The sequence below is a fragment of the Planococcus salinus genome (genome assembly GCF_003719725.1).
Taxonomy (GTDB): Bacteria; Bacillota; Bacilli; order Bacillales_A; family Planococcaceae; genus Planococcus; species Planococcus salinus.
The window spans coordinates 155,696-179,788 of sequence record NZ_RIAX01000005.1; the positions used below are offsets into that span (position 1 = coordinate 155,696).

Here is a 24,093-nt window from a genome sequence, read left to right on the forward strand (position 1 = left end):
TAGCAGTGGGATTTCGTTGAATAACTATCAAACTATATCCCTATAATTCTTAGTTTGCCGCTCGCTCTGTTCCTTCTGTTTCCAAGACGCTTTTATCTGGCTTGTTCGATTCCAAAAGTCATCAAAGTCGTCCTTCTTTCCCTTTGCTTTAGTATATGGACGAGAAGAAAGGCACTATCCCTCGGGATACCCCGTCAGTGCTCACCTTAGAAACCTCCTGTAATTCGGGTCGATTTTTCTGCGGTCGATGTCGTGGACAGTGATGACATCCCACTCCTCATCCTCCCAGTAGCCGCCAATCATTGGCGAGATGATGACCTTCAACATGATCGGCAACCCTTCCTCCGCCGCCGCGAGGGCTTGCCGGGCGATTTCTTCGCGCTGTTTCAGGGTGAATCCGCCGACGGGGATGATGCGGTTGGTGCCTTCCCCCGTAGCGCGGTCATAAAGGTCGATGTGCAGGGACCCTTCCTGCTGGCTGACACGGATCCTGGCCTTCTCCCCTTTCACATCCACGTCCCACATCTCCTTCTCGGCAAACTCTTCCAACATCTCTCTAAAGGCGTCCACTCCATACTTTGCCGTATACCAGTTGTCTTCCCAAGGTTCCATACTGTCTACCCCTTTCTGTCAGTGTATTCAACAAGCGGATTTTTATTGCATGACCGAGGACGTGCGGGAATATCTCCGGCACCCTGCACATCAATTGCTGAATCGGTTGGTTAGCGGAGCTCGATACGAACGCATAAGTGATACATGACCGCTATTCTTTTGGCTATGTTTCCGCTTCACATGAAATTATTTCAACAAAAACTTTTACTGGACCTGCAAATATTTTTCTTCAAATTCTTTGTAATGCTTTTCCAGTTTGTTTGAAAAACTCGGATGTTCTTCTAATTGGTCGTTCATCCTCTCCAGCAGCGATTCCCAAGTGACCATTCGAATATTCTTGTGCAATTCAGGCACTACAATCTTGTCCATCACATTTTTATATTCCTTGTGGAGCTTCAGGTTTTGCCCAGGGCAGATATTCACCAATAACCTTTCATCTCCCCATTCCAGATGAGCGATGTTCCGCAGTAATTGATAATTCTTCCCCAAGGCTTCAAGTTCATCCACACCCGAACGGATCTTGCCCGTGAGCATTTCCCGGTAAACGTTCTGGTATTGCCTTTCAAGCGTTTCGCAGGAAGTGGATTTGCCAAATCCCTTTTCCATATATTTAATTTCAAACAATATTTCTTTACCAGATTTCAATTTCATGTAAAAGTCGAAATTTGTTTTTTCTCCTCCAGGCAGGATGTGCTCGAACGCCGCTTCTTCAATTTGCTCATCCGGCAGATTCAATACCTTCAATACTAAAGACAATTGATGCTCTACAATCAATGGATAAAAAAAGTTAAGGCACATGGCTTGAGAAGAATTCAGGTGATGAAAAAATTGGTGAAGCTTGATCTTTTCAGCCTTCACATAATTTTCGGTCTCATGCCTGTAGGCACTCAGAAAATTTAATTCCCGCTTGTCCTTCGGAAGGATATAATGATATTCCTTCACACCTCCTCGCCAATTCTCAGGCTTGGTTATGGCTAATTTTGTCCTTTTGTAATTCGCTAAGTGATTCTTTATTAGTTGGTCATACGTCAAAACATCGCCTCCCTATTATTTACATAAGCCTGAAGCGCTTTCTGTCTTAGGTGTCGGTAGCCTAATTAGATTTTAACATCAAAAATCATAAGTTTACAGATTATTCAGAATAATTAATAGTTAAATTCTATTCTTGTTATCAATCAAGCCTAAGCAACTCCATAAAAAAATGCCCATATGGACACTTCTCGTTTCACCTATTTAATCAATTCAACGTATACCCTTTCGCTGCCATCCTCTTTCTCATCTTTTAAAAATCTCACCTCTAGAATTGAGCGAACCATCCAATTGGACACTAACAAAAAATGATTGCCCCTAACCCAATACGCCATCTTCATTCATTTTCAAGGAATGAAAATAAGGCATAAGTGTTAGAGGCAATCATTGGTATCTGCATAAGCTTCTGAAATTATCATAGCAGAGTCTGAAATAAAAGAAACTATTTTTTGTCATAGCATCTGTTTGATACATCGATGGGCAATGTTTCTTTCTCTGTAATCCGATTTGAGTATTAATTGATTACAACAAAAATATGCTACTATATAAGAAAGAGGTGAGCGACAATGGGTTCAAAACGGAAACTGGAAATAGCAAGCATAGCCATGAAGGAACGCCGGAATTCCAAGTCGACTCTGCCAGATGATTTCCTGAAAACTTTGGAAGAGAGGACAGAAGCGGTTATTCCTGATTTAAAACCGGGTCGCCAGCGTCCCCGTTCTGAAGACGAAGCAAAAATCCTTCTGATGTTTGAAAAAGATTATGGTAAACAGAGCGGAAAAATATAAAGATAAATTAGCCGAGGTATTCTTCAAAACGATCAAAGAGCAAGAGCAGTAATGTTACTGTTCTTGCTCTTTTTCTATAAACTTTCGACAATATGTAAAGCCCTTTACTAACATTATCTGGTTCTTACTTTTGTATATCTTTTGACTAAATCATGACTGTTCACACAAAGTCACGAAATTGCACAATGAGAAATATTGCCCTTTGTGCAATTTCGTGATATAACTTTAACGTATCTTAAATGAGGTGAAGAAATGGCAGAAAGCAGTTTGCGGGATAAGAAGAAAGAGGCGACGCGCAAGGCATTAGCCGAAGCTGCCTTTGGACTCGCTGTCGAGCGCGGGGTCGATGGTTTTGTGGTGGAAGATATTGTGACGGAGGCGGGCTATTCACGGCGGACATTCGCCAATTATTTTTCCTGCAAGGAAGAGGCGATTGCGAATTCGCTGGGTCTGGATGAATATCTGCAGCCGGGCGATCAATTTGAATTTTCTCCGCAAGATCATACACCTTTAAGTACCATTGAAATTTTTATCCGCCGCAGTTTTACGATCAATAAACTGAAGCGGTTGAATCAGCTTATTTCATTGTCCAGGGAGCATCCGGCGCTCAGGCTGTATGTGACCGGCGCGTTGAAGGAAATGCAGGATTTTGCAGGACGCGGCATCAGTAAAGAATATGGCAGCGATTATCCGCCGGAATATTATCATATTCTGATTGGCGCTGTGTTCGGGGCGATTCTCCCGGTTCTCGATGAAAGCTTCGACGTAAATTTGCCGGAAGATGAAGAACAGATCGAAAAAAGCAATGAGTTCAATCAGTATATGGATACCGTTTTTGCTCATTTACGAAAAGGGTTCAACTGAACAAATTAAAACAACCAAAGAACGGAGTTGCACACGTGTCGAGATTTTTTTACAGCATAGGAAAAACAGCATACAGCAAGCCCTGGCTTTTCATCGCCGGATGGCTGCTTATTTTAGGAGTCATTATCACCGCCATCGTAACGAATGGCGTGAGCACAAGCAGTGAAACCAGAATTGACGGAACCGCCGCACAGGACGTGCTGGACGAGTTGGCGGAAGAATATCCCGCAGCCTCTGGTGGCCAGGGAAGTTATCTTTTTGAGGCATCTGAAGGTGAAGCCGTTGACGACCCTGCAAACGCGCAAGCACTTGCAATGGCCGTAAACGAGATTTATGAATTGAATCACGTCGTGAATCCGATGGATATGTTGCAGGACGCAGAAGCGATGGCACAGATGCAGGAAATGCAGGGCATGCTGAGTCAGCTGCAGACAACTGAAATCGCTCACCGTCCGTTAGTTATCCAGGATATGCCGGTTCCCGGTGTCCAGATTTCGGAAGACGGCAGAGTCGCGTTATTCCAGTTTCAGCTCACCAAAACAGCGGAAGATCTGAGTGAAGGCGAACGCGAAGAACTCGCTGATGCAGCAGCGATCGCTGAAGACAACTCTTCCATCTCTGTCATCCCGACTGGCACGCTGCAAGGCGTCGATATTCCAATCGGCGGCACGCATGAAATCATCGGTCTGGCAATCGCCGGCATCATCCTGGTTGTCACACTCGGCTCGCTCATCGCTGCAGGCTTACCACTTGTTGTCGCCTTGATCGGCGTCGGCGTAGGTGTCGGCGGAACATTTGCCTTGTCGAATATATTCGAGATCAACAGCCTGACACCGGTGCTTGCACTGATGATCGGCCTTGCAGTCGGAATCGACTATGCGCTGTTCATCGTCAACCGCCAGCGCAATCTGATCATTTCACAAAAGCTGTCTTCTAAAGAAGCAGCAGCCCGTGCAACCGGCACAGCAGGCAGCGCGGTTTTCTTTGCCGGCCTGACAGTCATCATCGCGTTGAGTGGTTTGCTGGTCATCGGCATTTCATTCCTGAGCAGCATGGCGATCGTCGCCGCGCTGACCGTTTTGATCGACGTACTCGTCGCGTTAACGCTCCTGCCTGCATTACTGGGCTTGATCGGTGAACGAATCGTTTCGAATAAAACCAGAAATAAACAACAGGCAACAACAGCTTCCAAACCAAGCTTTGCCCAAGGATGGATTACTGGCCTTCTGAAAGCCAAATGGGTAGCAGTCCTGCTCGTCATCGCGGTTCTCGGTACACTTGCTGTTCCGGTTGCCCAGATGAATCTCGGCATGCCATCCGGTGAAAGCGCCAATGAAGACACACCTACGAGACAAAGTTACGACATCATCGCCGACAGTTTCGGTGAAGGCTATAACGGCCCGCTCCTGGTCGTCGCAAAAGACCAAGACGCGGCTGCTGTCGATCCGCAGGAATACTTCCAGCTGCTGTCCAATATTTCACAGTTTGACGGCATCGCTGAAGTATCTCCAGGTGGATTTAACGAAGATGGCACAATCGCCATCATCTCAATCATTCCGGAAAACGGACCGACGGATGAAGCGACGAAAGAATTGGTGGAGAACTTACGCACAGATGCGGCAACTACCGAAAACACCAACGCTGAAATCGGCGTGACCGGAATGACCGCGATCAATATCGACATCTCGGAGAAATTGGCCGAAGTGTTCCCAATTTATATCGCGATCATCGTCGTGCTGTCACTGTTGATCCTGCTTGTCGTGTTCCGCTCGATTCTCATACCGATCAAAGCAACTGCCGGCTTCCTGTTGAGCATCATGGCGACATTCGGCGCAACAACTGCCGTGTTCCAATGGGGCTGGCTCGGTTCCATATTCGGAATTGATACAGGCGGTCCATTACTAAGCTTCATCCCGATTATGGTGACCGGTATCCTGTATGGCCTCGCCATGGATTATCAGGTATTCCTTGTGTCGTCCATGCGCGAAGCCTATATCCACGGTGAAAAAGGTGATAACGCTATCGTCAGCGGCTATAAAACCGCCAGCAAAGTGGTCGTCGCCGCAGCCTTGATCATGGTCTCCGTCTTCTCCGGATTCATCTTCACCGATGACATCATGATCAAGCAAATCGGTTTCGCCCTGGCATTCGGTATTCTCGTCGATGCCTTCCTGATCCGCATGATCTTCGTTCCGGCCGTCATGTCAATGTTCGGCGACAAAATCTGGTGGCTGCCGAAGTGGCTCGACAAGCTTCTGCCAGACCTGGATATCGAAGGAGAAAAACTGCTGCAGGAATTGGATAAAGAAGAAAAAATCAGAGTGAAGAATACAGAAGAGAATCCTGTATGATTCTGATTAAGCTGCCGGGAATGTTTCCGGCAGCTTTTTTCTTTGGGTAAAGCAAAACCCCGATTGGAACACTCTTGGCTGCTGTTTCCAAGCATTTTCCAATTCGCCCCTGTGTTGGACACTTTTATGACTATTTCCTTTTTCTGATAAACATACAAACGCCGTGTCTGGAAACCATTAAGGTTCCTGGACACGGCGTTTTTGGCATACAATTATTTTGAATAAATGGAATTGTCTTCAGCACAGGGGCGCGATTTAGCCCAGGTCTTCATCCCTTATAATAGAAACGATTTCTTCAACCGCCCATCCCCAGGTATTCTTTTTTCTATTGAATCTTCTTTTGCAGATGTATTCAATTTGGTCGTAGTTTTTAAGTTGATTTTGTTCAACCAATTTGGGAGAAATGAATATATCATTTACAAAGGCAAAGGGCTTTATATCAAATTTATTAACATAACCTTTACTATTTTTAATGAAATTTAATGAAAATTCTTTATTACCTAGTGAAATATCATAAACGTTAAATAAACCCTCTCTCTTTTCGTCTGCTAACATTTTGACTTTTAAAACTTTATCAGCTTCCCAGTCATTAGAATTTTCAAAAGCGCCTGCGTAAAAGTATCCCTCTTTTAAAGTCGGACTAAAATATGCAAAATGGATTACGTTTTTCGCTTCATTATTATATGTAACAAAAATATCCGTAAACGGAAGTGTTTGATATAAAATGTTCTCAGCTTTCTTAGCGAACTCTTTTAGGTTCTCTCTGCTTTTAACTGCTTTTGTCTCGCTATACCAGCTTTCCTCTTTCCATCTTTCAAGTTGCTGCGGTATTTTCCCCTTGGTCGCCATTCGATTAGAAATTAATTTATCCAATTCGAATTTGGCATTTGAAAACATTCTCTTTTCAACTAAAATAGGAACAATCTTCTCTTGGAGTCCAACTGTCATCTCCGGTTTCGATTTACAAAGTAGCCCTGCACATAAGCAATAAAATCTTTCTTTATCGTCATTTACTAATTCACTGATTAATCCCCAAATCCAAAACTCCCTGTTTTTAGTTCTTGCAAAAGGAATTAATGTCTCAAATGCTTCTTCTCGTCTATTAACTTTCATTAGTAACTTCACTTTATGATAAGGAAGCCAATCAAAAGAAGGGTTTTTTTGTATTTGAAGATCCAGTACTTCTATAAATAAATTTATTCTTTGCTCTGTTGTCACCGCAGTGTCTAGTGATATTAATTTCTTCGCATAAGAACTAAGGACTTCTTCTGCTAATGGTCTAATTTCTATCTCTTCACCTTCATCGTTTTTAAAAATAGTCTTTTGGAAATCTTCCTTAGCAAACCAATCAAATCCGATCGTATCCATAAACTCAAGATAACTTGTCCCATTCAGTCTCCCTAGGAATTCCTTAATCAGGAACCTGGAAGCTGAAGGTTTACTAGTCACATTCAAATTCCTGTTTTCAATAAAAATACTTTTTCTCCCAATAAATCTTAAGAGCTGCGGAAGTACTTTATCAGCGAATCCTTCTCCTTGCACAATCACTCTTCGAATTGACCATAAATATGAATCAGTCAATGTTCGAATATATTTATCCCCCGACAATGTATCATAAGGTATAGCGGCATGATCATTAAAATAAGTGAGCCGTTTTATATAATCCTCAATCTCTTTTTCCGCTTCTTTTAGAAAATCATACATAATCCAACCAAAAGTAAGTATGGCATCTTTATCACTCGTATTTTCTTTAAGATAAGGGACAATTGTATTTAGAGCTTTTGCTGATTCACCTTTTGCTCTCAATTTCTTTGCTTGTTCAATTGGATCTAAATCGAGTTCCCCCCCATTTTCATGGACTTTTTTAAATAATTTTTCTGTTTCGATTAAGATTTCATCTATCTCGGTATCTTCTTTGCCGGTGTCTTCTAACATTTCCACAAACTCATCTTGATCTATCCGATGATATAAGAAATCACTTAATAATTTATATTTCACATAGAACTTGGTACATATTTGATACAAATCATTGTTTAAGTTTTTTTTGGTGTACATCTTTGTATCCCCCTTATTCAACTATGTAAATTTCTTTTATTAATCCGACAATTTCCTGGAAAAATTCTTTGCTTCCATCGGCATAACTAAATGTTGATATCATTCCAACGCTGTTATACCAAAAGTGGATATCAACATTACTTACTTCATTAGTAAAACTCACAAGCATATTCCATTCCTGTTGATCTAAGATTTTCATTTGAACATGATGACCCTCTAGTATTTCATTAAATCTTATTAGAAATGATTTTATAGTTTCCGTCTCATTCACAAAGTCCTTTGCAGCTGGGCTCAACAAACCTAACACCGTCGTGTAGTCTTTTTCATCGCCCAACTTCAACCTTGGAGTTTTCACTTCACCTTTGCCATTATAATCGAAGAATAATTCAATACTTCGACCTTTCATCTCTAAAGTAACAATTTCCAAATAATTCCTCGTTGCTATGGTTGAAATGGTTGCTATTTTTGCAAGTTTATTTTCTAAAAAACTCTTTATTTCTAGAGAGGCCGTGCCACTATTTGAAAGAGTTAAAATGGCATTGCGTTTATTACTCTTTTTTACAGATGCTGTTTCTCTAAACTCAGTTTTTAGAAACGGAGAAATCGGCTTCCAGTTTATAAGATAGACATTACTTAAACCACTCGATATTCCGGTATAAATCCATTTAAAATATTCCCTATTCGTTCTGCCACGATTCTCCTCTTGGCTAGTAATAAAGAAAACCGTTTCAAATGAATAAGCCATCGCCTTATTCACTGTCATTGCCCATCCATATTTAACTCTGCAAGCATTTAAAATCTTAAAATATTCACTCGTTGGTACTTTTAATTTTTCAAGTACTCGCCTTTTATAAGCTTTTTCGAATCTAGTTAATTTATTTTTGTTTTTTTGGTCTCTGTAAAGTTCTTTTTCGTTTTTGTTAACCACAGTATATTCAGATGGATGATCCATCATTTCTCTATACTCTGGACTTCTTTCAAAAGGCTCCTCACCAAGCACTTCATCCTCATATTTTTTCAAAACCATTTGATATGCAATAATCTCATTTTTGCTTAACTCATTTTTTGACATGTTCAAATAATTTTCGAATACAAGAGTTTCAATTAGAGTTTCATCCTGCAACTTTATATGACAAGGGATAAAGCGCAGGGTTACTTTTTCGTTATTTACCAGTATTTGTTTTTCGATGATTCGATCGTGTTTTACATTAATAACCTCACCAAAAAAACCATTATCCACCCTTTTTGATACATTTAAAGGGAAATCCAGTTCTCTATTAGTAACTGACGACACCTCTTTGTTGCCCATATTTGCTTCATAAGCATGAATTGTTGAATTGAAAATGATATAGTCATTCGTATCGATATGAGACGCATTTTTAACCAAATTCATTTTTATCCAATGATTTACTTTTTGTGCTTGTTCATTTGAGAAAACTAGTATCTTACTATTTTGTGGATCTGAATAGGCCTTCGTCAACGCTTCAATTCGGTCGTCCTTACTGCAAAGCATTATATTCTTTCGAGTCTTTATAATTAATTCATTATATTGATCTTTGGTTATTTTCTCCGCGATCTCATTACATACTTTAATAATCTCAGAATCGCCAATTTGATTTTTTAACTCCACATCTTTCACTTCCGAAAGAACCCCTTTATTTTCTAGCATTCCTTTTAGGTACGTTAGATTTAGTGCGTTCTCAGTTTTCGATCCGTAATTAAGCTTATTTTTATCTCCAATAAAAAGTATTTTTCGATTTGGATTTGAATTTAAATCGATATAACTTATAATGTCATCCAGTAAATGACCAGATCCGAATTGAATCAAATCCGAGTCAAAATTAGTATTCGTAATGAGTTGACTCTCATCAATAATATATAACGCCTTGTCTTGATCGTGAATTTCATCGTGCACTTTCACTGGGATAACTTTTTTATAAGACTCGTCTATTGTTTCGTTCTTAAAATCAAACACCGTATTAAATAGTGACTCCACTTCTTCAAGTTCTGGGTGGTTTTTTAACATTTTTCTTCTCAAGCGATTAGAGTATGCAAAAATGGGAACATCATTGAAATTTAAATCAAAAGCTAATTCTCTAATATTAGGAATTAATGCTGTCTTGCCGCTTCCCGTATTACCGGTTAAAGTCATTACTCTGCTATCAGAAAGAAGAAACTCCTGAATTTGCTGAATAGAATCCTGATTTCTAGACTGTACTTGCAGAAATGGCGTGCTCAACATAGGTTCAGCATGATAATCAAATTGATATTCTTCTGCTGTAAAGAGTGTCTTTGTAAAAATCTCTCTCTCATTGCCCTTCAAAAAGTTCACTTTGTTGTTTTCTACCACATCAATAATATCTACAATTTTATTTAGGTAATTGTGCTGATCAACGATTGAGAAGTTGACTTGAAGCTTCCCAGGGACTTCACCTAAAACTTCTACTTTGTTATGAAAACAGACTAGAGTTGTTACCGATTTGCGATCGAAATTATACATACGACCACTAATTTCCTCAATCAACTTTATGCGCTGTTTCATGAGTTGACTATACGGGTTTGGCGAACTTCCTCCTCTGACAACTACGCCATTGTTGAGCATCCATTTTCCATATTTAAACTCCTCCTCAGAAGGCAACTGGAGTGTTCCATTATAATCTTTAAAATCAATTATAATTATTTGGTTCGCAGTAATTAACAAACAATCAATCTGTAACTCTTCCCGAGTAACACACTTTGGCATTCCAATCAAAATACCATCCCAGTGTCTTTGTTCAAAAACCTTTGCCAATTCTCTAGATATCTTTCTAAAAAAATCATTTTCATACGATTTCAAAGACTTCCCCTTATGAACTTCTAACATTTTTGTCCCCCTCTAGCTTCCTTTAATATAAATTCCTTTTTAGCTATCTTTTTAGAAATGATTACTGATGGTGTTTATCATAAAATGGCTTGCTCAGTGCTGATACATATTTGGTCTACTTTTACATGTTCTTTAATAGTTTCATAATAAGCTTTCTTGGAAAACCGCTTATAGTCTGCAACGATAGAAAATTCTTTTTTCGCCCGAATTACAGCAACATTCAGTAAATTAGGTTTGGAACAAGACCATTGGGCAGCGGCGTCACTACTGGCTTCTGTTCCAGCTACAAAATAAACAATTGCAGCTTCTTTTTCTTGAAATGAGTGGGCGGTACCAATAGATTTATTCATCCATGCCTGATTTTATGCTTTTCAATTTGCATAGATTCCAACTTTTTGCCGACAGCCGACTTTAAGCCTTTTTTTACTGCTGTAAATGGCGTAATCACGAAGACATTCGGTTCACCACCCTTTGAAAGCCAATGATTAGCAATAATGTCGGCAATTAACTCGCCCTGTTCTCTCACATACTGACAACAACCGCTACCCCTTTACAGTCTTACCAGGCGACTTTCCCTGTTTTCTTATTAGCCAATACTATCTTTCCTTCATAAGCAATTTCATTGGCGATTGAGAACATTGGATCAAGGCAACGGCGGTGAACCCATAGAGGCGTGCCAATCCAATCCTCCCTCATTTTCCATGTGCCAAAGTCGTTCGCCCGATCTGCCAAGCTTTGAACTGAAGCCGTAAGGCCGATAAAGTCTTCTTCTTATTGATAATTTTTACGAATATCAGTCAAAATTGTCTTGTCGATTGTGACCACTGGCTCAATTTGAATCGGATCTCCAATGATAATCGCTTTTTGTAATTTCCACAACGCACCTGCCGCTTCTTGTGGGCTTGTCTGTCCAGCTTCATCAATAAACAAATAAAAAAGTACTGAATAAAGTTCTTATCTATCCCTCGATATAACGATGAGAAGCTGGCAAACGTTGTACTAACAACTGGAGTCAACAAGTGAATAATATTTCACATGTTTTTAAGGTATCGAATATGATCTTGATCATTTAAATTCAGCTTTTCCCGGTCTCCGGATCAATCGCTTCCAATATGAAGCCGTCATCTTGTGTTTCTGTCAATATATTCGGCAGTAGCAGGATCATCCGAGTCTCGTCTTACGGTATACCTTTCTTCGTTTATTTCCATATACAATGTTACTCTATCCCCCATTATCACTATCCAACTTCCTAAAATATTGTTTTCAACAGCATTATTACAAGCTGCGAAAACCAAAATAGAAACTAATACCGCCGTGGGGGCTGGTTTGGAATTTCTAGCTGTTGGTTGATAGCGACCGGCTTGGAGTTGGTCGCTGTTGTTTCCAGTAACTTTCCCATTTTACCCTGTGTTGGAAACTTTTAAAAATATTTACTTTTTCTGATAACCATACAAACGCCGTGTCCAGAAACCCTTGTGGTTCTTGTACACGGCGTTTTCGGCATGCATCTTTTGTGTATAAATTGAATTGTTTTGACAGTTTTCAGATTTTATAATAAACCTCTGGTGCGTTATTGGTAAAACTATCTCTGGTATTCACTATCCGTTTCTAAACATTCAATAAAGGGCGTACAAAAGGTTTACGAATATATTTAATTATAAATTTTCATTACCACTTGCTCTGCTAGCGCTATATTTCTTGTAATTCCTTTACTTGTTGAGGGAACAAAAGGAACCCGTAAAGCTTTCGCCTCTTCGACGACAGTTTCTACAGCGTGGTGAGAACTATTGGTTATAATAGGAATGACCAAGTCAGATTTCTTCACTAAGTTTTTTAGACGTTCTGCTGTGTCATTAGCATCGCCCATTAAAAGCTCTCCTCCTCTCTTTTGAATCTCTCGCTCATATCTAGATCGATCATGTTCAAAAGAAACAATTAATATTTTCTTTCCTAAGAGAGTTAGAGGCAAAGATTTAGCAATCCTTTCTTTTTTACTTTTTCGCTTCCTTTTCTTAGAGGTGTTTATATCATTTGGTCGTTTATCTTTTTTAACTACTGCTTTTTCATATTTCCAAATCACTTTAGGCTTAGATGGATTCTTTTTACAAACTGCTAAATCAACAATGTCTCCAACTTGAAGATTAAATTCATGCTTGTCTTGAATAGAAATTATCGGACTATAGAAGCTTTCCTCAATTTTTAGTTGTCCATTTCTATTTGAACGACAAACCAACTCAGACGCTATTTCTTCAACAATACATTGATCGAATTGTATCCGGCATTCTTTTTCTCCCGTGAAACGTCTTTCTTCCAACAAAAAAGCAAACTCTTTTTTCCCGTTTTTCATGTAGGTATAAGCAACCGCTAAATCTCCATGGTGAAGTTCTTGCTGACGAACGGTCTCCTCAGATACAAATGCGTTTAATTCCGGGATTGTCCCTCCTATTATTCCTCTTTTAAACTCGTATAAATTAGGCAAATTGACTTTTCGATCAGTTATTTCCGAGAACTCTGGCAGCTTCTCTTTTATCTCTACTTCACTCTTTTCAACTGTATCTTGTACTTTCTGAGTGCTTTTTTTAACTTTGTTTTTTGTACTCTTTTCAATTTCAGTAATACTTCTATCAAGAACGCTCAGTAATTGTAAAATTTTCTGCTGGGTTAAAATGATTTCATATTTTAAAGGGGAATCTTCAATTTTTAGCTGATCTGCATAAATTTTATTATCCTCTTTTAAAAAGTCATAGAACTCTCTATACATATACTCAGCTCCTTCATAATTCAGTAATTATTCCCTCAGTTATCATAAATCTTTTTCGTACTAAACATTACTTTCATCAATAATAAAGCTCCAGCAACAACGTTTACCCCTGGGATCGATAGTGCAGCTAAGATAATTGTAATTTTCGTTGCTTTCGCTCCGCAATAAACTGTCATCAATCGCCAGTAAGTTGTTTTCTCGATTTCCTTTTTGAGGTAGCGCTTTGTAAGGGAAGCTGAAATCAAAGCGATTGACCATGCAGAGAGATATGGCAAGTAACCCCATAGATTCGTATTTTTCAAAAGCTTATCGACGACACTTTCAACATCAGCGGTTAATTGCTCATTGGAAATACCTGAAGTCTGAACTCCCATTTTTTCCGCCAGCTCCTCAGTCAGGACAACTTGCTCACTCCCCACTGCATCTATTGCATTTTGGGCATAAGCTTCAGAATCCGTTGCTTTAAGTTGTAATGACTCGATTGGACCGTTTTCATCCTGAAGAACGACATCATACTTTGCGTGGTTTGTGTCCTCAAATACGTAGGCGTTAATTGAATCGCCATCGGAGTTCTCTACTTCCACAAAATGAAGTTCGTGGGCAATGCCTTTGACATTGGAAATAAGCCCCAGCAACTGATCCTCATCCAGCGAACTGACATACGTATGCAGCTCTGTGAGATCCGCATCTTTCAAATCGCCATTACTGCGTCGAAGTGCTTCGATTATATAGCCGTGCTCATCCATACTTATGTTTTGCCCGTTCGCATAAAAATCACCCAGTGCATAGGCTATGCTTATTTCATCCCAATTTTTTTTGACAACTTTTTTAATTTTATTCATTCAATTGGTTCACTTTCTTTTTAACGTCATGTCGACTGATTTGGTTTTCCTTCTTCTTTCCTTCATGGAAGGCCGAAAGCATTTCTTCTTTGCTGGCCACTTCACCGTTAGCGGCTTTTCGAAAATACAAATCCATAGCTTTCCCTATGCCAAATGTCAAACCACCCACTAGCGGAATCGCCATCAGACCGCCAATACCCGGAAGTCCAATCTTGTACAGACCAAGAGCGGTCTGTTGAGCCGCGTAGCCGGCACCAACCACTCCACCTACATATTTCAAAACCTCCATACTACCTTCTTCTTTTAAATCCACTTTCCGTATTAGTCCAATCTTGTAGCCCATAAAAGCCTGGATTGGCGTTAAAATAAATATGTCAGCAAAAGGAATCGGCTGAACTGCGACTGCAGCACAAATGACAGAGGTATTGGTAATCATCTTATTCACTTTTTGATCATCCGTTAGTTGATCGTTCTCCTCGATTTCAAAGAACTCTTTTGCTAATTGAGTTTTGTACTTTTGAAATACTTTCCCATGATTATCTTGTTTCATTTCCCTTTCCTCCTTTCTAAACTTTTTATACGTGGAATTACCCTTGTAACGATTAGATTAATAAATAATAATTCTTATATAATTTCCGCACTTTTACTTAGAAAAAAATGAAAGTAGTGAAGTACTATAACCGTCAAGCAAGACTTAAATGCATTTTACAAATAAGCTCCCTTTCAACCTTGAAGGTAGTTTTCCTCCAAAATAAGTTCAAGATGTAACTTTGATTTAAGAACAATTTCTATGTAGTTTTCAAAGATCACTTTTATTATTGATAGTTGTTCTAATATAATTCGAAAATTCTATTAAAATATTTATTAATATTATAATATCATTAAATTTACTTTTTATTACACTTTTATGGAATAAATATACTTAATTTGATGAGAGAAGTTTGGTTGGTTCAAATTCTTTCTATCTAAACATAGAAAATACTTTTTTATATTTTCCAAATGGATCAGCTAAAACTTTGTTAAAAGTTCAAGTTGGTTTGAACTGTCCAATTCCAAGTGGATGAAAGGCAGGCATCCTCCACTATAGAAGACATCACCTCCTTCTGAATATGGATAGATATATAGGGTTCAAAATCCAAACCTTTGTGGATCTCTGTTAGTTTCTCAATCAATGGAATTGGCGCCACCCATGGAGTCAGGAAAGCATAAAGATAACCTCGTTCTATTTTTTCTGCCTCCCCGTATGGTGCAGTGTCCCATTTCGCTCCCCAGTTTTCCATACACCAGCGATACCAATCTGATTCATCTTCTGGCAGTGGCATTAACTTTTCGAAAGATAGCTTTCCTACTTTCTCATCTCCTTTTAAAAGTACTCTGTTCCACTTCTCAAGTGCTCCTCTTCCCCCTCGTACAATCAACATGTTTTCCATCCAATCAGCCAATTTTAACCACCCCTTTTGAAACGTGGACAATAGACTTTTGAAAACACAAAAAAGCCATTTCCATTAGTAAGCACACTTACCCCTTTTTCAAGATGAAAAAAAGTTTTAATGTGCTTATTAAATAGAAATGACTTAGAAAATTAAACTTAATTGATTCTATATTTTCAGTATTATATCAAAGCTTGAGTATATTAACATCTTTTTATTAAATAATATGAAAAAATAAATGCTTCATTATCTCGGTGAGGAAAATTGCATCCTGCCGATTTCTAAATATCTTCAAAGCATTTTAAAAATTTTCATAGAGTTTAATCTTATATCTCCTATGAAATAACAGAATCTATTGATTCCAAAGAGGATGGCTGTTTTTTGCTCCTGTAAGCAATCACGATAAGTCATCTTTACAAAACAAATCGTTAAAGTTCCTCAAATCCTAACTGCCCCGACCACGCCCCACCGGCCTCTGTCTTTCCTTGTCACCTTCAGCTTTTTCATTCTAGTAATACACATACATTGGGTCCGCTTTCCTGAAAGTAAAAAACTGCCGATGCTGTTCTTCGGTCAGATAATAAGTCCGCTGCTCCTTTACGTCAAAACGTCTGGCTTTAGCAGCACGATGGTTGCTATCGATTAAACTGAAAATTCCCGATGGTTCAGAACATGATGACTGGCTTCAACAGACCTGCCTGCAGAATAAAATTTTCGTTCAAATTTTTTGAACCAGGTCCCCCGCTAGCTTCACCCACCTGAACGGGTAGCCAGCCAATATTTCGTCTCATACCACATGCTCACACGTTATAAAATCGCGGTTCTCTTTTATCAAAGTAGTTTCGAAAGTTTTATAGTTTTTCAGACGAGATACTCTAACAATTTAAATTAAAGAACATTTCGACATCTCGACTTCCTTCCATTAAAATAAAATGGAAAGCCAAATCCAAATGAAGGAAGGGATTCCCATAAGCAATTACATTTACAGTGTCGGAATGACCGGTCTGGCCGGGCAAGTGATTCAAGTGGAGGCGACGGTGCGGGAGGATAAGGAGCAATGCGTCATCATCGGTTTGCCGGACGCGTCGATTAAAGAATCGAAAGAGCGAATTTTGAATTGCCTGCATGCACTCGATCAGGACATCGATATGAAGAAAATCACCATCCATTTATCACCGGCGGATGTACGGAAGCAAGGCACGTCGTATGATGCGGCGATGCTGCTCGCGGTCCTGCAGGCGATGGCGAAACAGCCGGTGAAGATTCCGGAAAAGACCTGCTTTATCGCAGCTCTCACGCTGAGTGGCCAGCTGACAACATTCCACAGTATGATTCCGACGATCCACCAAGCCATTTTGCTGGGCTTTAAACGAATTTATATTCCACCGATTGAAATTTCCCTTTTTGCACAAGCTGCGGATGTCGAGTTGATCCGTATGCCGGACATGCCCTCTTTACTTTCCCATTTACAAGGCAAAACTTCCCTTTTCGAAAACGAATTGACCTTGATTCCAACAGAACCCATCCTGGAAGAAACCGAAAAAATCCCCCATGTCTGTTTTTCGGTCATCCGTGGCCATGCGGAAGCCAAACGCGCGCTGCTGCTGGCAGCGGCTGGCGGCCATCACGTGCTGATGAGCGGTCCGCCGGGCTGCGGCAAGAGCTTGCTGGCGAATGCGTTCCATACCATTTTGCCGGATTTGACGCATGATGAAATGCTCGAAGTGTACAGCATTTATCAGCTGGCGAAACAGGCCCGGTCGTTGTCGGAGCGTCCGCCGTTCCGTTCGCCCCATCATTCGTCATCGGAAGGCGCCATCGTGGGCGGCGGCCGTTACCCCAAGCCAGGCGAAATGTCGCTGGCGCACCGCGGGGTCTTGTTTCTCGATGAACTCGGTCATTTTCCGCGCCGCGTCGTTGATACGCTGCGTCAGCCGCTCGAGAGCGGCTTTGCGGTCGTCAATCGCGTGGAAGGATCCGACCGGTTTCCGGCGACCATCAATTTGATTGCCGCGACCAACCCGTGTCCATGCGGCTATTACGGTTCTCACGAGAAGTACTGCGTGTGCGGTGATAAGGTGCGGCTGAAGTATATGAACAAAATCACCGGCCCGATCATCGACCGTGTGGATTTTGTGCTGGCCATGAAAAACCAAAGTGTGCTTGAACAGAAAACAGCGGATACATCTGAAGAACTGCGGCAAACCGTAACACGTGCCCGCGACCGGCAGCGTCTCCGCTACGGCGGCAATTACACGAACGCCATCGCACCGGTCAAACTGTTCGAAGAAAAAGTGGAGTTCAGCAAAAACCAGCTCGAACGGATTGAGACCGTCAGCAACCAGGAGAAGTTGAGCAGCCGGTCGACGTTGAAGATTTTGCGCCTCGCCCGGACGATTGCCGATGTACTCGGCGACGAAACGGTGTCCGATGCGGCGGTGGAGGAAGCGTTGCGATGGAAAATCAGCGCGTCACAGGCGCACAGTGCGTTGATGCGGTGAGTTCTCATGACACGCCGTCGTGAATTCAACCCGGCTTCCTATTACCACGTCATCATGCGCGGCAACAACCGCCAGCCGATTTTCGGGTCGAAAGAAGACATGTTCGAACTGAAACGCGCCTTTCTGCATGTCCATCAGGATTACCCGTTCACCGTGCTGGCGTGGTGTTTCATGACCAATCACTACCACATCCTGATCAAGCCGGTAAACGATCCTCTCCATAAGATCATGTCCCTGGTCAACCGGCGCTACAGCCAGTCCTACAGCAAACGCCACGGCCACATCGGACGCATTTACCAGAAACGCTATTTTGCCAAAGAAGTCGAGTCGCGGATGGGCTTGCTGACCGTCAGCAGCTACATCCACCGCAACCCGATCGAGACGAAACAGCCGATGGTCGAGCGATTGGAGCAGTATCCGTACAGTTCGTTCCCGCTGTATTGGGACGACGTTCTCCCCGCTCCGTCGTTTTTGGATCGGGAGCTGCTTCGGGGCTTGCTGCCGGAGCCGTTCGATCAGACGAATGCGGCATATGCGATGTACTGCCTGACGTACCGGCAGTTTGCGGAAGAGGATGGGTTGGTGGCGGATGAGTGAGGGGTGTGGCTGGGACTGGTTGAGGATTTGCAGCTGTTTCCCAGCTGCTCCCAATTCGCCCCTGTGTCAGACACTTTTATGACTATTTCACTTTCACGATAAACATACGAACGTCGTGCCTGGGAACCCTTGTGGTTCCTGGACACGGCGTTTTCGGCATGCATCTTTTTGTGTATAGATTGAATTGTTTCTGACACAGGGGCGCGATTTTCTAGTTTTAGTTTTAGAAGTGACTGCGCTTTGATTGCTTTACTCCTTGACTCTTTCTTTAATATCAGCACTAAGATTGATCGACTTTAATAACTTTCTTAAAAGCCTCGAAGAATTTTGTCTATCAAGTACGAAGCAATCAATTGAAGAAGCTTGCCTGTAAGGCAGCAGTATAAAAAATGAAGACACTTATGTTGAAGATAAACGGAACGGAATTTTTGCAGCGATTGATGGAGCGATGAGACTTGGCGGAATCACGGGAAAAATGGCTGCGAATCTTGTCAGAGTATGACATACGCCATCTTTTCCATAGGGTTTATTCGGTTTTACGCATCTGGAATCATCCGCATACTCGTAGAACCCACCTATGCCGTTTTCTATCCCCTGCAATACCATATATCTTACCGCTATCCGTTTGCCCATCCTCTTCCTCCTCCAGACAAGACATATACTATACCGGAAAATATTTCTCTTGGAACTCCTGATAATGATCAGCCAGTTTGCCGTGCATATTCACATTAGACATCAATTGGATTTTTACCCGCTCCACCAGCGATTCCCATGTAATCATTTGAATACTTTTTCGCAATTCTGGCGTGATAATATCTCGCATCGCATTCTCGTATTCCTTATGGAGCTTTTTATTGTTTTTTGGACCGATCAATATCAATTGTTTTTCGCCTCCGGAATCTACGTAAGCAATGTTTCGAAGCAATTGATAATTCTTTATTAATGCATGATATTCCGATACTCCCGACTGAATTTTACCAGCGAGCATTTGCCGATAGACATTGCGATACTGCTTTTGATATCTCTCGCTGTCAGTAGCTTTACCAAAACCGTTTTCCGTGTATTTAACTTCAAAAAGCACTTCTTTGCCGGATTTCAATTTCAGATAAAAGTCAAAGTTCGTCCTTTCCTTTCCAGGCATATTTTTCTCAAACTTATACGCTTCAACTTCCTCACCTGACAACTGCAATGCCTTAAGCAATAAAGGCAACTGGCCTTCTGCAATGAGCGGATAGAAAAAATTGAAGCAGACTGCCTGTGAAGAATTCAGGTGGTGAAAGTATTGATGGAGCTTTACTTTTTCTTCGGTGATGTACTTAACGATCTCCGTCCTGTAACTACTTAGAAAATTTAATTCCCACTGACTGGCAGGAAGGATATAATGATAATCCTTGTCTTTTCCTCTCCATTTTTCAGGATGGGTTAGAGCCAACTTCGTCATTTTATAATCCGATAAATGAATTTTCATTGCTTGTTCGAACGTCAACCAATCGCCTCCTTGTTATAGAAAATTCTTTATTTGTCTTACCAAAAAGGTTTCTTGTTCTTCAAATAAATTTTACCATGCTGAATTTAAATTGTATAGAAAATTCAGATTATTTAAAAGTAAGGTTGTGTTGTCGAATTACAGTCAGCTTTCGTTATTTTTCTCCCTATCATTAATTACTTGCTACATTTCCAGAATCTTGACCCTTTTCAAAGCGTTGTGGTTTCTAAAGATTTTAAGAATACTTTTTTACTGAAATACGAACGCCGTGCCTGGAAACCTTTAGGTTTCCTCGACACGGCGTTTCTCCATATAACTTTGTTGCGTAAATTTAACAGCTTTTATTACAGCCCTGCTTTGCTTTAAACTGCAACGAGACTTATAGTTTAAATGTATTTGTATTTATTCAGATCTTGTTGTGCTTGCCTCAGTATGGAGTGCCAATTTCAATATATTCGTTTGTAGTTACTTCGTATCTAGACACAACACTTGAACGAGGATCGACGGTATACCAACCTAGAGTGCCAGTGGAATATTCATTTAATACATATACTTGAATTGAATATTCATTGCCATTAAGTATTGTATTAATGTAATCGTCGAATTTTTCTTCCATACCAAGACTGGTTTCCACATATACACTTTCACTATAAATTTCTTCCACCATTCTTACTGCAAGTTCCGCTTCTTCAGGGGTAAGAAAAGACTCTTGTAAATCAATTTTCCATAAATTATCTTCGAGCACAAGTGTATAATGATAAACAGTTGGCTCTTCATAAAAAACACCTTCGTAGTATACTTCAATTTTTTCATTAGATTCTTCTATATAGTATTTATCAGTTGGAATTTCCGTGAAAGGAAATGCATATAAGGTTTCAAGAATTAAAATCGGATTGTCATACACACCCTTCAATTCGTTCGAAATAAAATCCTTTGTGTAATGAGTATCTAATCCTTCAGTTATATCCTGAAAAGATTTGTTAAATGCATAACCTTCATAAGTTTCTACAAAAGCATCGCCAAAAGAGTCGGTTGCATTCTGTTCAGCTTGCTGTATAAGTTTAAATATTTCTAATGCGCTCGGTACTCCCGTTTCGAAAGGAATGCCTTCATCAATCATTTCCGCTCGATAAATAAAAACGGCATATTCTCCTCGTGTAATCAAGTCGTCTGTTCCAAAACGGGTGAGTGTTTTCCCACTGGTCACTTTGTGATTGACCAAAGCTGCCACTGCCTTTTGATAACGATTATTCACATCTGTGAACGTTAAGTTTTTGACATCTCCCTGCAAATTATAGGCCGATGCTTTTGTCAACATCAACGCAATTTCGCCTCTTTTCAAATTATCATTAAAGCCAAAATTGCTGGCGCTTTTTCCGTTGATCACTCCCGCGTGCTTCAACGCATTAATCGCTTTGACACCACGATCAGGAACATCAATAAATCCGGACCCAGGTGCATCTTCTGACAGTTCCAACGCATTCGCCAGAATAATTGCCGCGTCCCCACGTTTAATCTGTTTTCCTACACCAAACTGTGTCTTTGAAATTCCGTTCGCCAGTCCATTTTCTGATAAATATTCAACGGATTCTAAGTAGCGGTCTGAAACGTCCGTAAAATTTGTATTTGCGGCAGTAACAGAGATAGAAGAAAACAAGAATGCTAATAATACTGATGATAAAAAAACCTTTTTAATCAATTGGTTGGTACAAAAGTTCATTTACATTCCTCCTAATATTTTGTAAGTTTCATGGTATCATAATACTAGGAAAAATTACATGCAAAATTCTTAAATATTAAAATTTTTAAATAATTTAAATTAACTATGTTTAAATTATCCTGTACGTACAAACTAGAAATTTGTCCATCATCCTTTAATTCCGGCTTTACTACTCCGGGGAACGTTAAGGAGATACCACGAAATCGCATGTCAATAACATAAAGGCTCGGCAACAAAGAAAACTTCTCCTTTATCAGAAGTTTTCAATTTGTTCCTACGTTGGACATTTTACGGCTATTTCCTTTTTCCGAAAAACACGCAACCGCCGTGTCTGGAAGCCTTTTGGCTTTCTGGACACGGCATTTTTAGCAAGCAATTAGCATGTATAAACTGAATCACTTTCAGCAAAGGGACGCGATTGCATAATTAGTTGTACCATCCATCCGTAGAGGAAAATCGGAAATGACTACAATCCTTAATATTAGAAAGTGATTTGCCTATTTTTCCACTTCTGTATCTGCAGCTTTCTTCTTGTTCTCTGTATCTGCAGCTTTCTTCTTGTTCTCTGTATCTGACTCTCCACCTGCCTCTTGGTTTGGTTCTAGTTCACCTTCCCTAATTATACTCATAGCTAATTTCACTATTGCATCGTCTCTTTTGTCCTCATTTTTTATTTTTGAAATTAAAAAATTGCCGAAATAGAAATGATGTGTATTTACAAATCGATTGTGGAATTGGGTTAAAGTCTTGATGGTTTCAGCATGCATCTTAATATAGATAGCGGCTACTAAATCCGTGGCAATTGCACTTACACCTCCTAGAATAGCTATAATGATTTGAGATTCTACTTCAAATCTTCCAATATAGAAAAAGTAAAATGTGACACCAATAATAAAAAAACCGAGAGCTAAACAAACCACACCTATTTTATACAACCAAGAGTTTTCACTAAGGGCTTCGTCATAATACCTTTTTAGTTCTAAATGATGTTGCTTGAACAACGTTTCCGCCCTTGCTTCTATCGAATAAACTCCTATTCTGATCATTTCCAATTCATGATCGATAGCCTGGCGTTCCCCTTGAAATGCATTTCGTAATGGAACCATAGATAATAAAAGCATGGATACACCAAATAGAAAAATTAAAATTCTTGTTATTCTAGGATTTTGAAATAGTCCACTTGGAGATGCGAACGGTCCATTACTAATAGAAAGATCGAAAACAAAGATAGAAAATAAAAGACTGAATACCCCCAAGGCCATTAAAGTTCTCCTAAGCCATCGATGCCAACGAGCAAATTTAATAAGTTCTTTTCTTCTGCATTTTAAGAAATATTCTCTCTGTCGAAGCGCTTCTTTTTCAGTTAAATCCTGTGAAGATAAATCTTGTGCTTCTTTGTAATAATCTTCTATATCTAACATTTCTAACTCATGATCAATGTCTTGACGTACAATTCGATATACCTTTCCTAAAGGAACAAAAGATAAGGAAACCATCGAAACTCCCAATATTATAATGAGTATTCGGGTAAAGACAGGATTTCGGAATAGCTCTCTAAACGTGCTTGCGCTACCAAAATTCCTAAAATCAAAATCAAAAAGAAATATAGAAAATAGTAGACTAATCACCCCTGAAATGAATAAGCACATTCTGATAATCTTATACCATCTTGATACATTAATCAGCTCTTCTCTTCGTCTTTTTCTTAATTGATTTTTTCCATCATATTTTTTGGAGGGCATGCCTTTAACTTGAACTGTTAAGTTTTCATGCTTCATTCTTTTTGTTGATTTTAGTGGGGAAGTTGACTCCGTTGAAGTTCTGTCTTTTCCTCCTTTTTGGTTAAACTTCGAAAAAAACTTAAATCTGGCCATAAGAATCCTCCTATTTTAGCAAATAACTCTAAAAAGAAACGATAACTTTTAATTCGGCACATGATTTAGCTACTATGTATATCATTATTTTAGCACTGCTCATATATTAATACTATTTATTTACTGAAAATTCAGATAAAATTACTTCAATACAGCTGAATCTGCCTTTTTCTCAAATAATTTAGTTGTCTTCGACATAAGCTCCAGCTATAAAACTGATATCGCCTACGAATTCTTTTTGTTATCCGGTTTTGGGTGAGGCAGTAAAAGGTCACCTCCCGATATTTTTGATTTTGAAGTCTTAATCTTATTTCTCAAAT

18 protein-coding genes are annotated in these 24,093 nt (G+C 39.9%); 5 read left to right on the forward strand and 13 right to left on the reverse strand.

Going from position 1 to position 24,093, the window contains the following annotated elements; genetic code table 11:
• Nucleotides 1-201: 201 nt before the first annotated feature.
• Entirely contained in the window at nucleotides 202-612 is a 411-nt protein-coding gene (locus EEX84_RS08970; protein WP_123165294.1) for a hypothetical protein, read from the reverse strand.
• A gap of 204 nt (nucleotides 613-816) precedes the next feature.
• On the reverse strand, nucleotides 817-1,644 hold the full coding sequence (locus tag EEX84_RS08975; protein WP_420812567.1) for a PGN_0703 family putative restriction endonuclease: 828 nt from the start codon (nucleotides 1,642-1,644) through the stop codon (nucleotides 817-819).
• 563 nt (nucleotides 1,645-2,207) lie between these two features.
• Between EEX84_RS08975 and EEX84_RS08980 the strand changes: the two genes are divergently transcribed.
• The 3 genes from EEX84_RS08980 (at nucleotide 2,208) to EEX84_RS08990 (ending at nucleotide 5,644) form a co-directional block, all read left to right on the forward strand.
• The gene (locus EEX84_RS08980; RefSeq protein WP_123165296.1) at nucleotides 2,208-2,429 is read left to right on the forward strand and encodes a hypothetical protein; all 222 of its coding nucleotides are present in this window, start codon (nucleotides 2,208-2,210) and stop codon (nucleotides 2,427-2,429) included.
• Nucleotides 2,430-2,681: 252 nt separating this feature from the next.
• Nucleotides 2,682-3,293, forward strand: coding sequence for a TetR/AcrR family transcriptional regulator (locus tag EEX84_RS08985; protein ID WP_123165297.1), 612 nt, complete (start codon nucleotides 2,682-2,684; stop codon nucleotides 3,291-3,293).
• Between the two features lie 35 nt (nucleotides 3,294-3,328).
• Nucleotides 3,329-5,644, forward strand: a complete 2,316-nt coding sequence (locus EEX84_RS08990; RefSeq protein ID WP_123165298.1) for an MMPL family transporter — start codon at nucleotides 3,329-3,331, stop codon at nucleotides 5,642-5,644.
• Nucleotides 5,645-5,899: 255 nt separating this feature from the next.
• Here the strand turns inward: EEX84_RS08990 and EEX84_RS08995 are convergent, their stop codons facing one another.
• The 7 genes from EEX84_RS08995 to EEX84_RS09025 form a co-directional block, all read right to left on the reverse strand.
• Nucleotides 5,900-7,699: a DUF7017 domain-containing protein gene (locus tag EEX84_RS08995; protein ID WP_123165299.1), complete on the reverse strand. Its 1,800-nt coding sequence runs from the start codon at nucleotides 7,697-7,699 to the stop codon at nucleotides 5,900-5,902.
• 13 nt (nucleotides 7,700-7,712) lie between these two features.
• Nucleotides 7,713-10,562 carry a nuclease-related domain-containing protein gene (locus EEX84_RS09000; RefSeq protein ID WP_123165300.1) on the reverse strand — a complete coding sequence of 950 codons (2,850 nt, stop codon included), beginning with the start codon at nucleotides 10,560-10,562 and terminating at the stop codon, nucleotides 7,713-7,715.
• Nucleotides 10,563-10,639: 77 nt separating this feature from the next.
• Entirely contained in the window at nucleotides 10,640-10,912 is a 273-nt protein-coding gene (locus tag EEX84_RS16590; RefSeq protein WP_192892941.1) for a DNA2/NAM7 family helicase, read from the reverse strand.
• 1,301 nt (nucleotides 10,913-12,213) lie between these two features.
• On the reverse strand, nucleotides 12,214-13,323 hold the full coding sequence (locus EEX84_RS09010; RefSeq protein ID WP_123165301.1) for a DUF2325 domain-containing protein: 1,110 nt from the start codon (nucleotides 13,321-13,323) through the stop codon (nucleotides 12,214-12,216).
• Between the two features lie 35 nt (nucleotides 13,324-13,358).
• The gene (locus EEX84_RS09015) at nucleotides 13,359-14,165 is read right to left on the reverse strand and encodes a hypothetical protein (RefSeq protein ID WP_123165302.1); all 807 of its coding nucleotides are present in this window, start codon (nucleotides 14,163-14,165) and stop codon (nucleotides 13,359-13,361) included.
• Complete coding sequence (locus EEX84_RS09020) at nucleotides 14,158-14,715, reverse strand: hypothetical protein (RefSeq protein WP_123165303.1); 558 nt, start codon at nucleotides 14,713-14,715, stop codon at nucleotides 14,158-14,160. The genes EEX84_RS09015 and EEX84_RS09020 overlap by 8 nt, the downstream gene beginning before the upstream one ends.
• A gap of 469 nt (nucleotides 14,716-15,184) precedes the next feature.
• Entirely contained in the window at nucleotides 15,185-15,607 is a 423-nt protein-coding gene (locus EEX84_RS09025; protein WP_123165304.1) for a hypothetical protein, read from the reverse strand.
• Nucleotides 15,608-16,545: 938 nt separating this feature from the next.
• Between EEX84_RS09025 and EEX84_RS09030 the strand changes: the two genes are divergently transcribed.
• Complete coding sequence (locus tag EEX84_RS09030; RefSeq protein ID WP_192892942.1) at nucleotides 16,546-18,096, forward strand: YifB family Mg chelatase-like AAA ATPase; 1,551 nt, start codon at nucleotides 16,546-16,548, stop codon at nucleotides 18,094-18,096.
• A 6-nt stretch (nucleotides 18,097-18,102) separates the two neighbouring features.
• Complete coding sequence (locus tag EEX84_RS09035) at nucleotides 18,103-18,693, forward strand: transposase (RefSeq protein ID WP_123165305.1); 591 nt, start codon at nucleotides 18,103-18,105, stop codon at nucleotides 18,691-18,693.
• A gap of 399 nt (nucleotides 18,694-19,092) precedes the next feature.
• Here the strand turns inward: EEX84_RS09035 and EEX84_RS09040 are convergent, their stop codons facing one another.
• From EEX84_RS09040 to EEX84_RS09060, 4 genes are all read right to left on the reverse strand, one after another.
• Complete coding sequence (locus EEX84_RS09040; protein WP_123165306.1) at nucleotides 19,093-19,326, reverse strand: hypothetical protein; 234 nt, start codon at nucleotides 19,324-19,326, stop codon at nucleotides 19,093-19,095.
• 28 nt (nucleotides 19,327-19,354) lie between these two features.
• Nucleotides 19,355-20,179, reverse strand: coding sequence for a PGN_0703 family putative restriction endonuclease (locus EEX84_RS09045; RefSeq protein ID WP_123165307.1), 825 nt, complete (start codon nucleotides 20,177-20,179; stop codon nucleotides 19,355-19,357).
• A gap of 427 nt (nucleotides 20,180-20,606) precedes the next feature.
• Nucleotides 20,607-21,899 (reverse strand): S-layer homology domain-containing protein, encoded by a 1,293-nt coding sequence (locus EEX84_RS09050; RefSeq protein ID WP_123165308.1) that lies wholly within the window; start codon nucleotides 21,897-21,899, stop codon nucleotides 20,607-20,609.
• A gap of 497 nt (nucleotides 21,900-22,396) precedes the next feature.
• Complete coding sequence (locus EEX84_RS09060; protein ID WP_123165310.1) at nucleotides 22,397-23,773, reverse strand: hypothetical protein; 1,377 nt, start codon at nucleotides 23,771-23,773, stop codon at nucleotides 22,397-22,399.
• Nucleotides 23,774-24,093 lie beyond the last annotated feature (320 nt).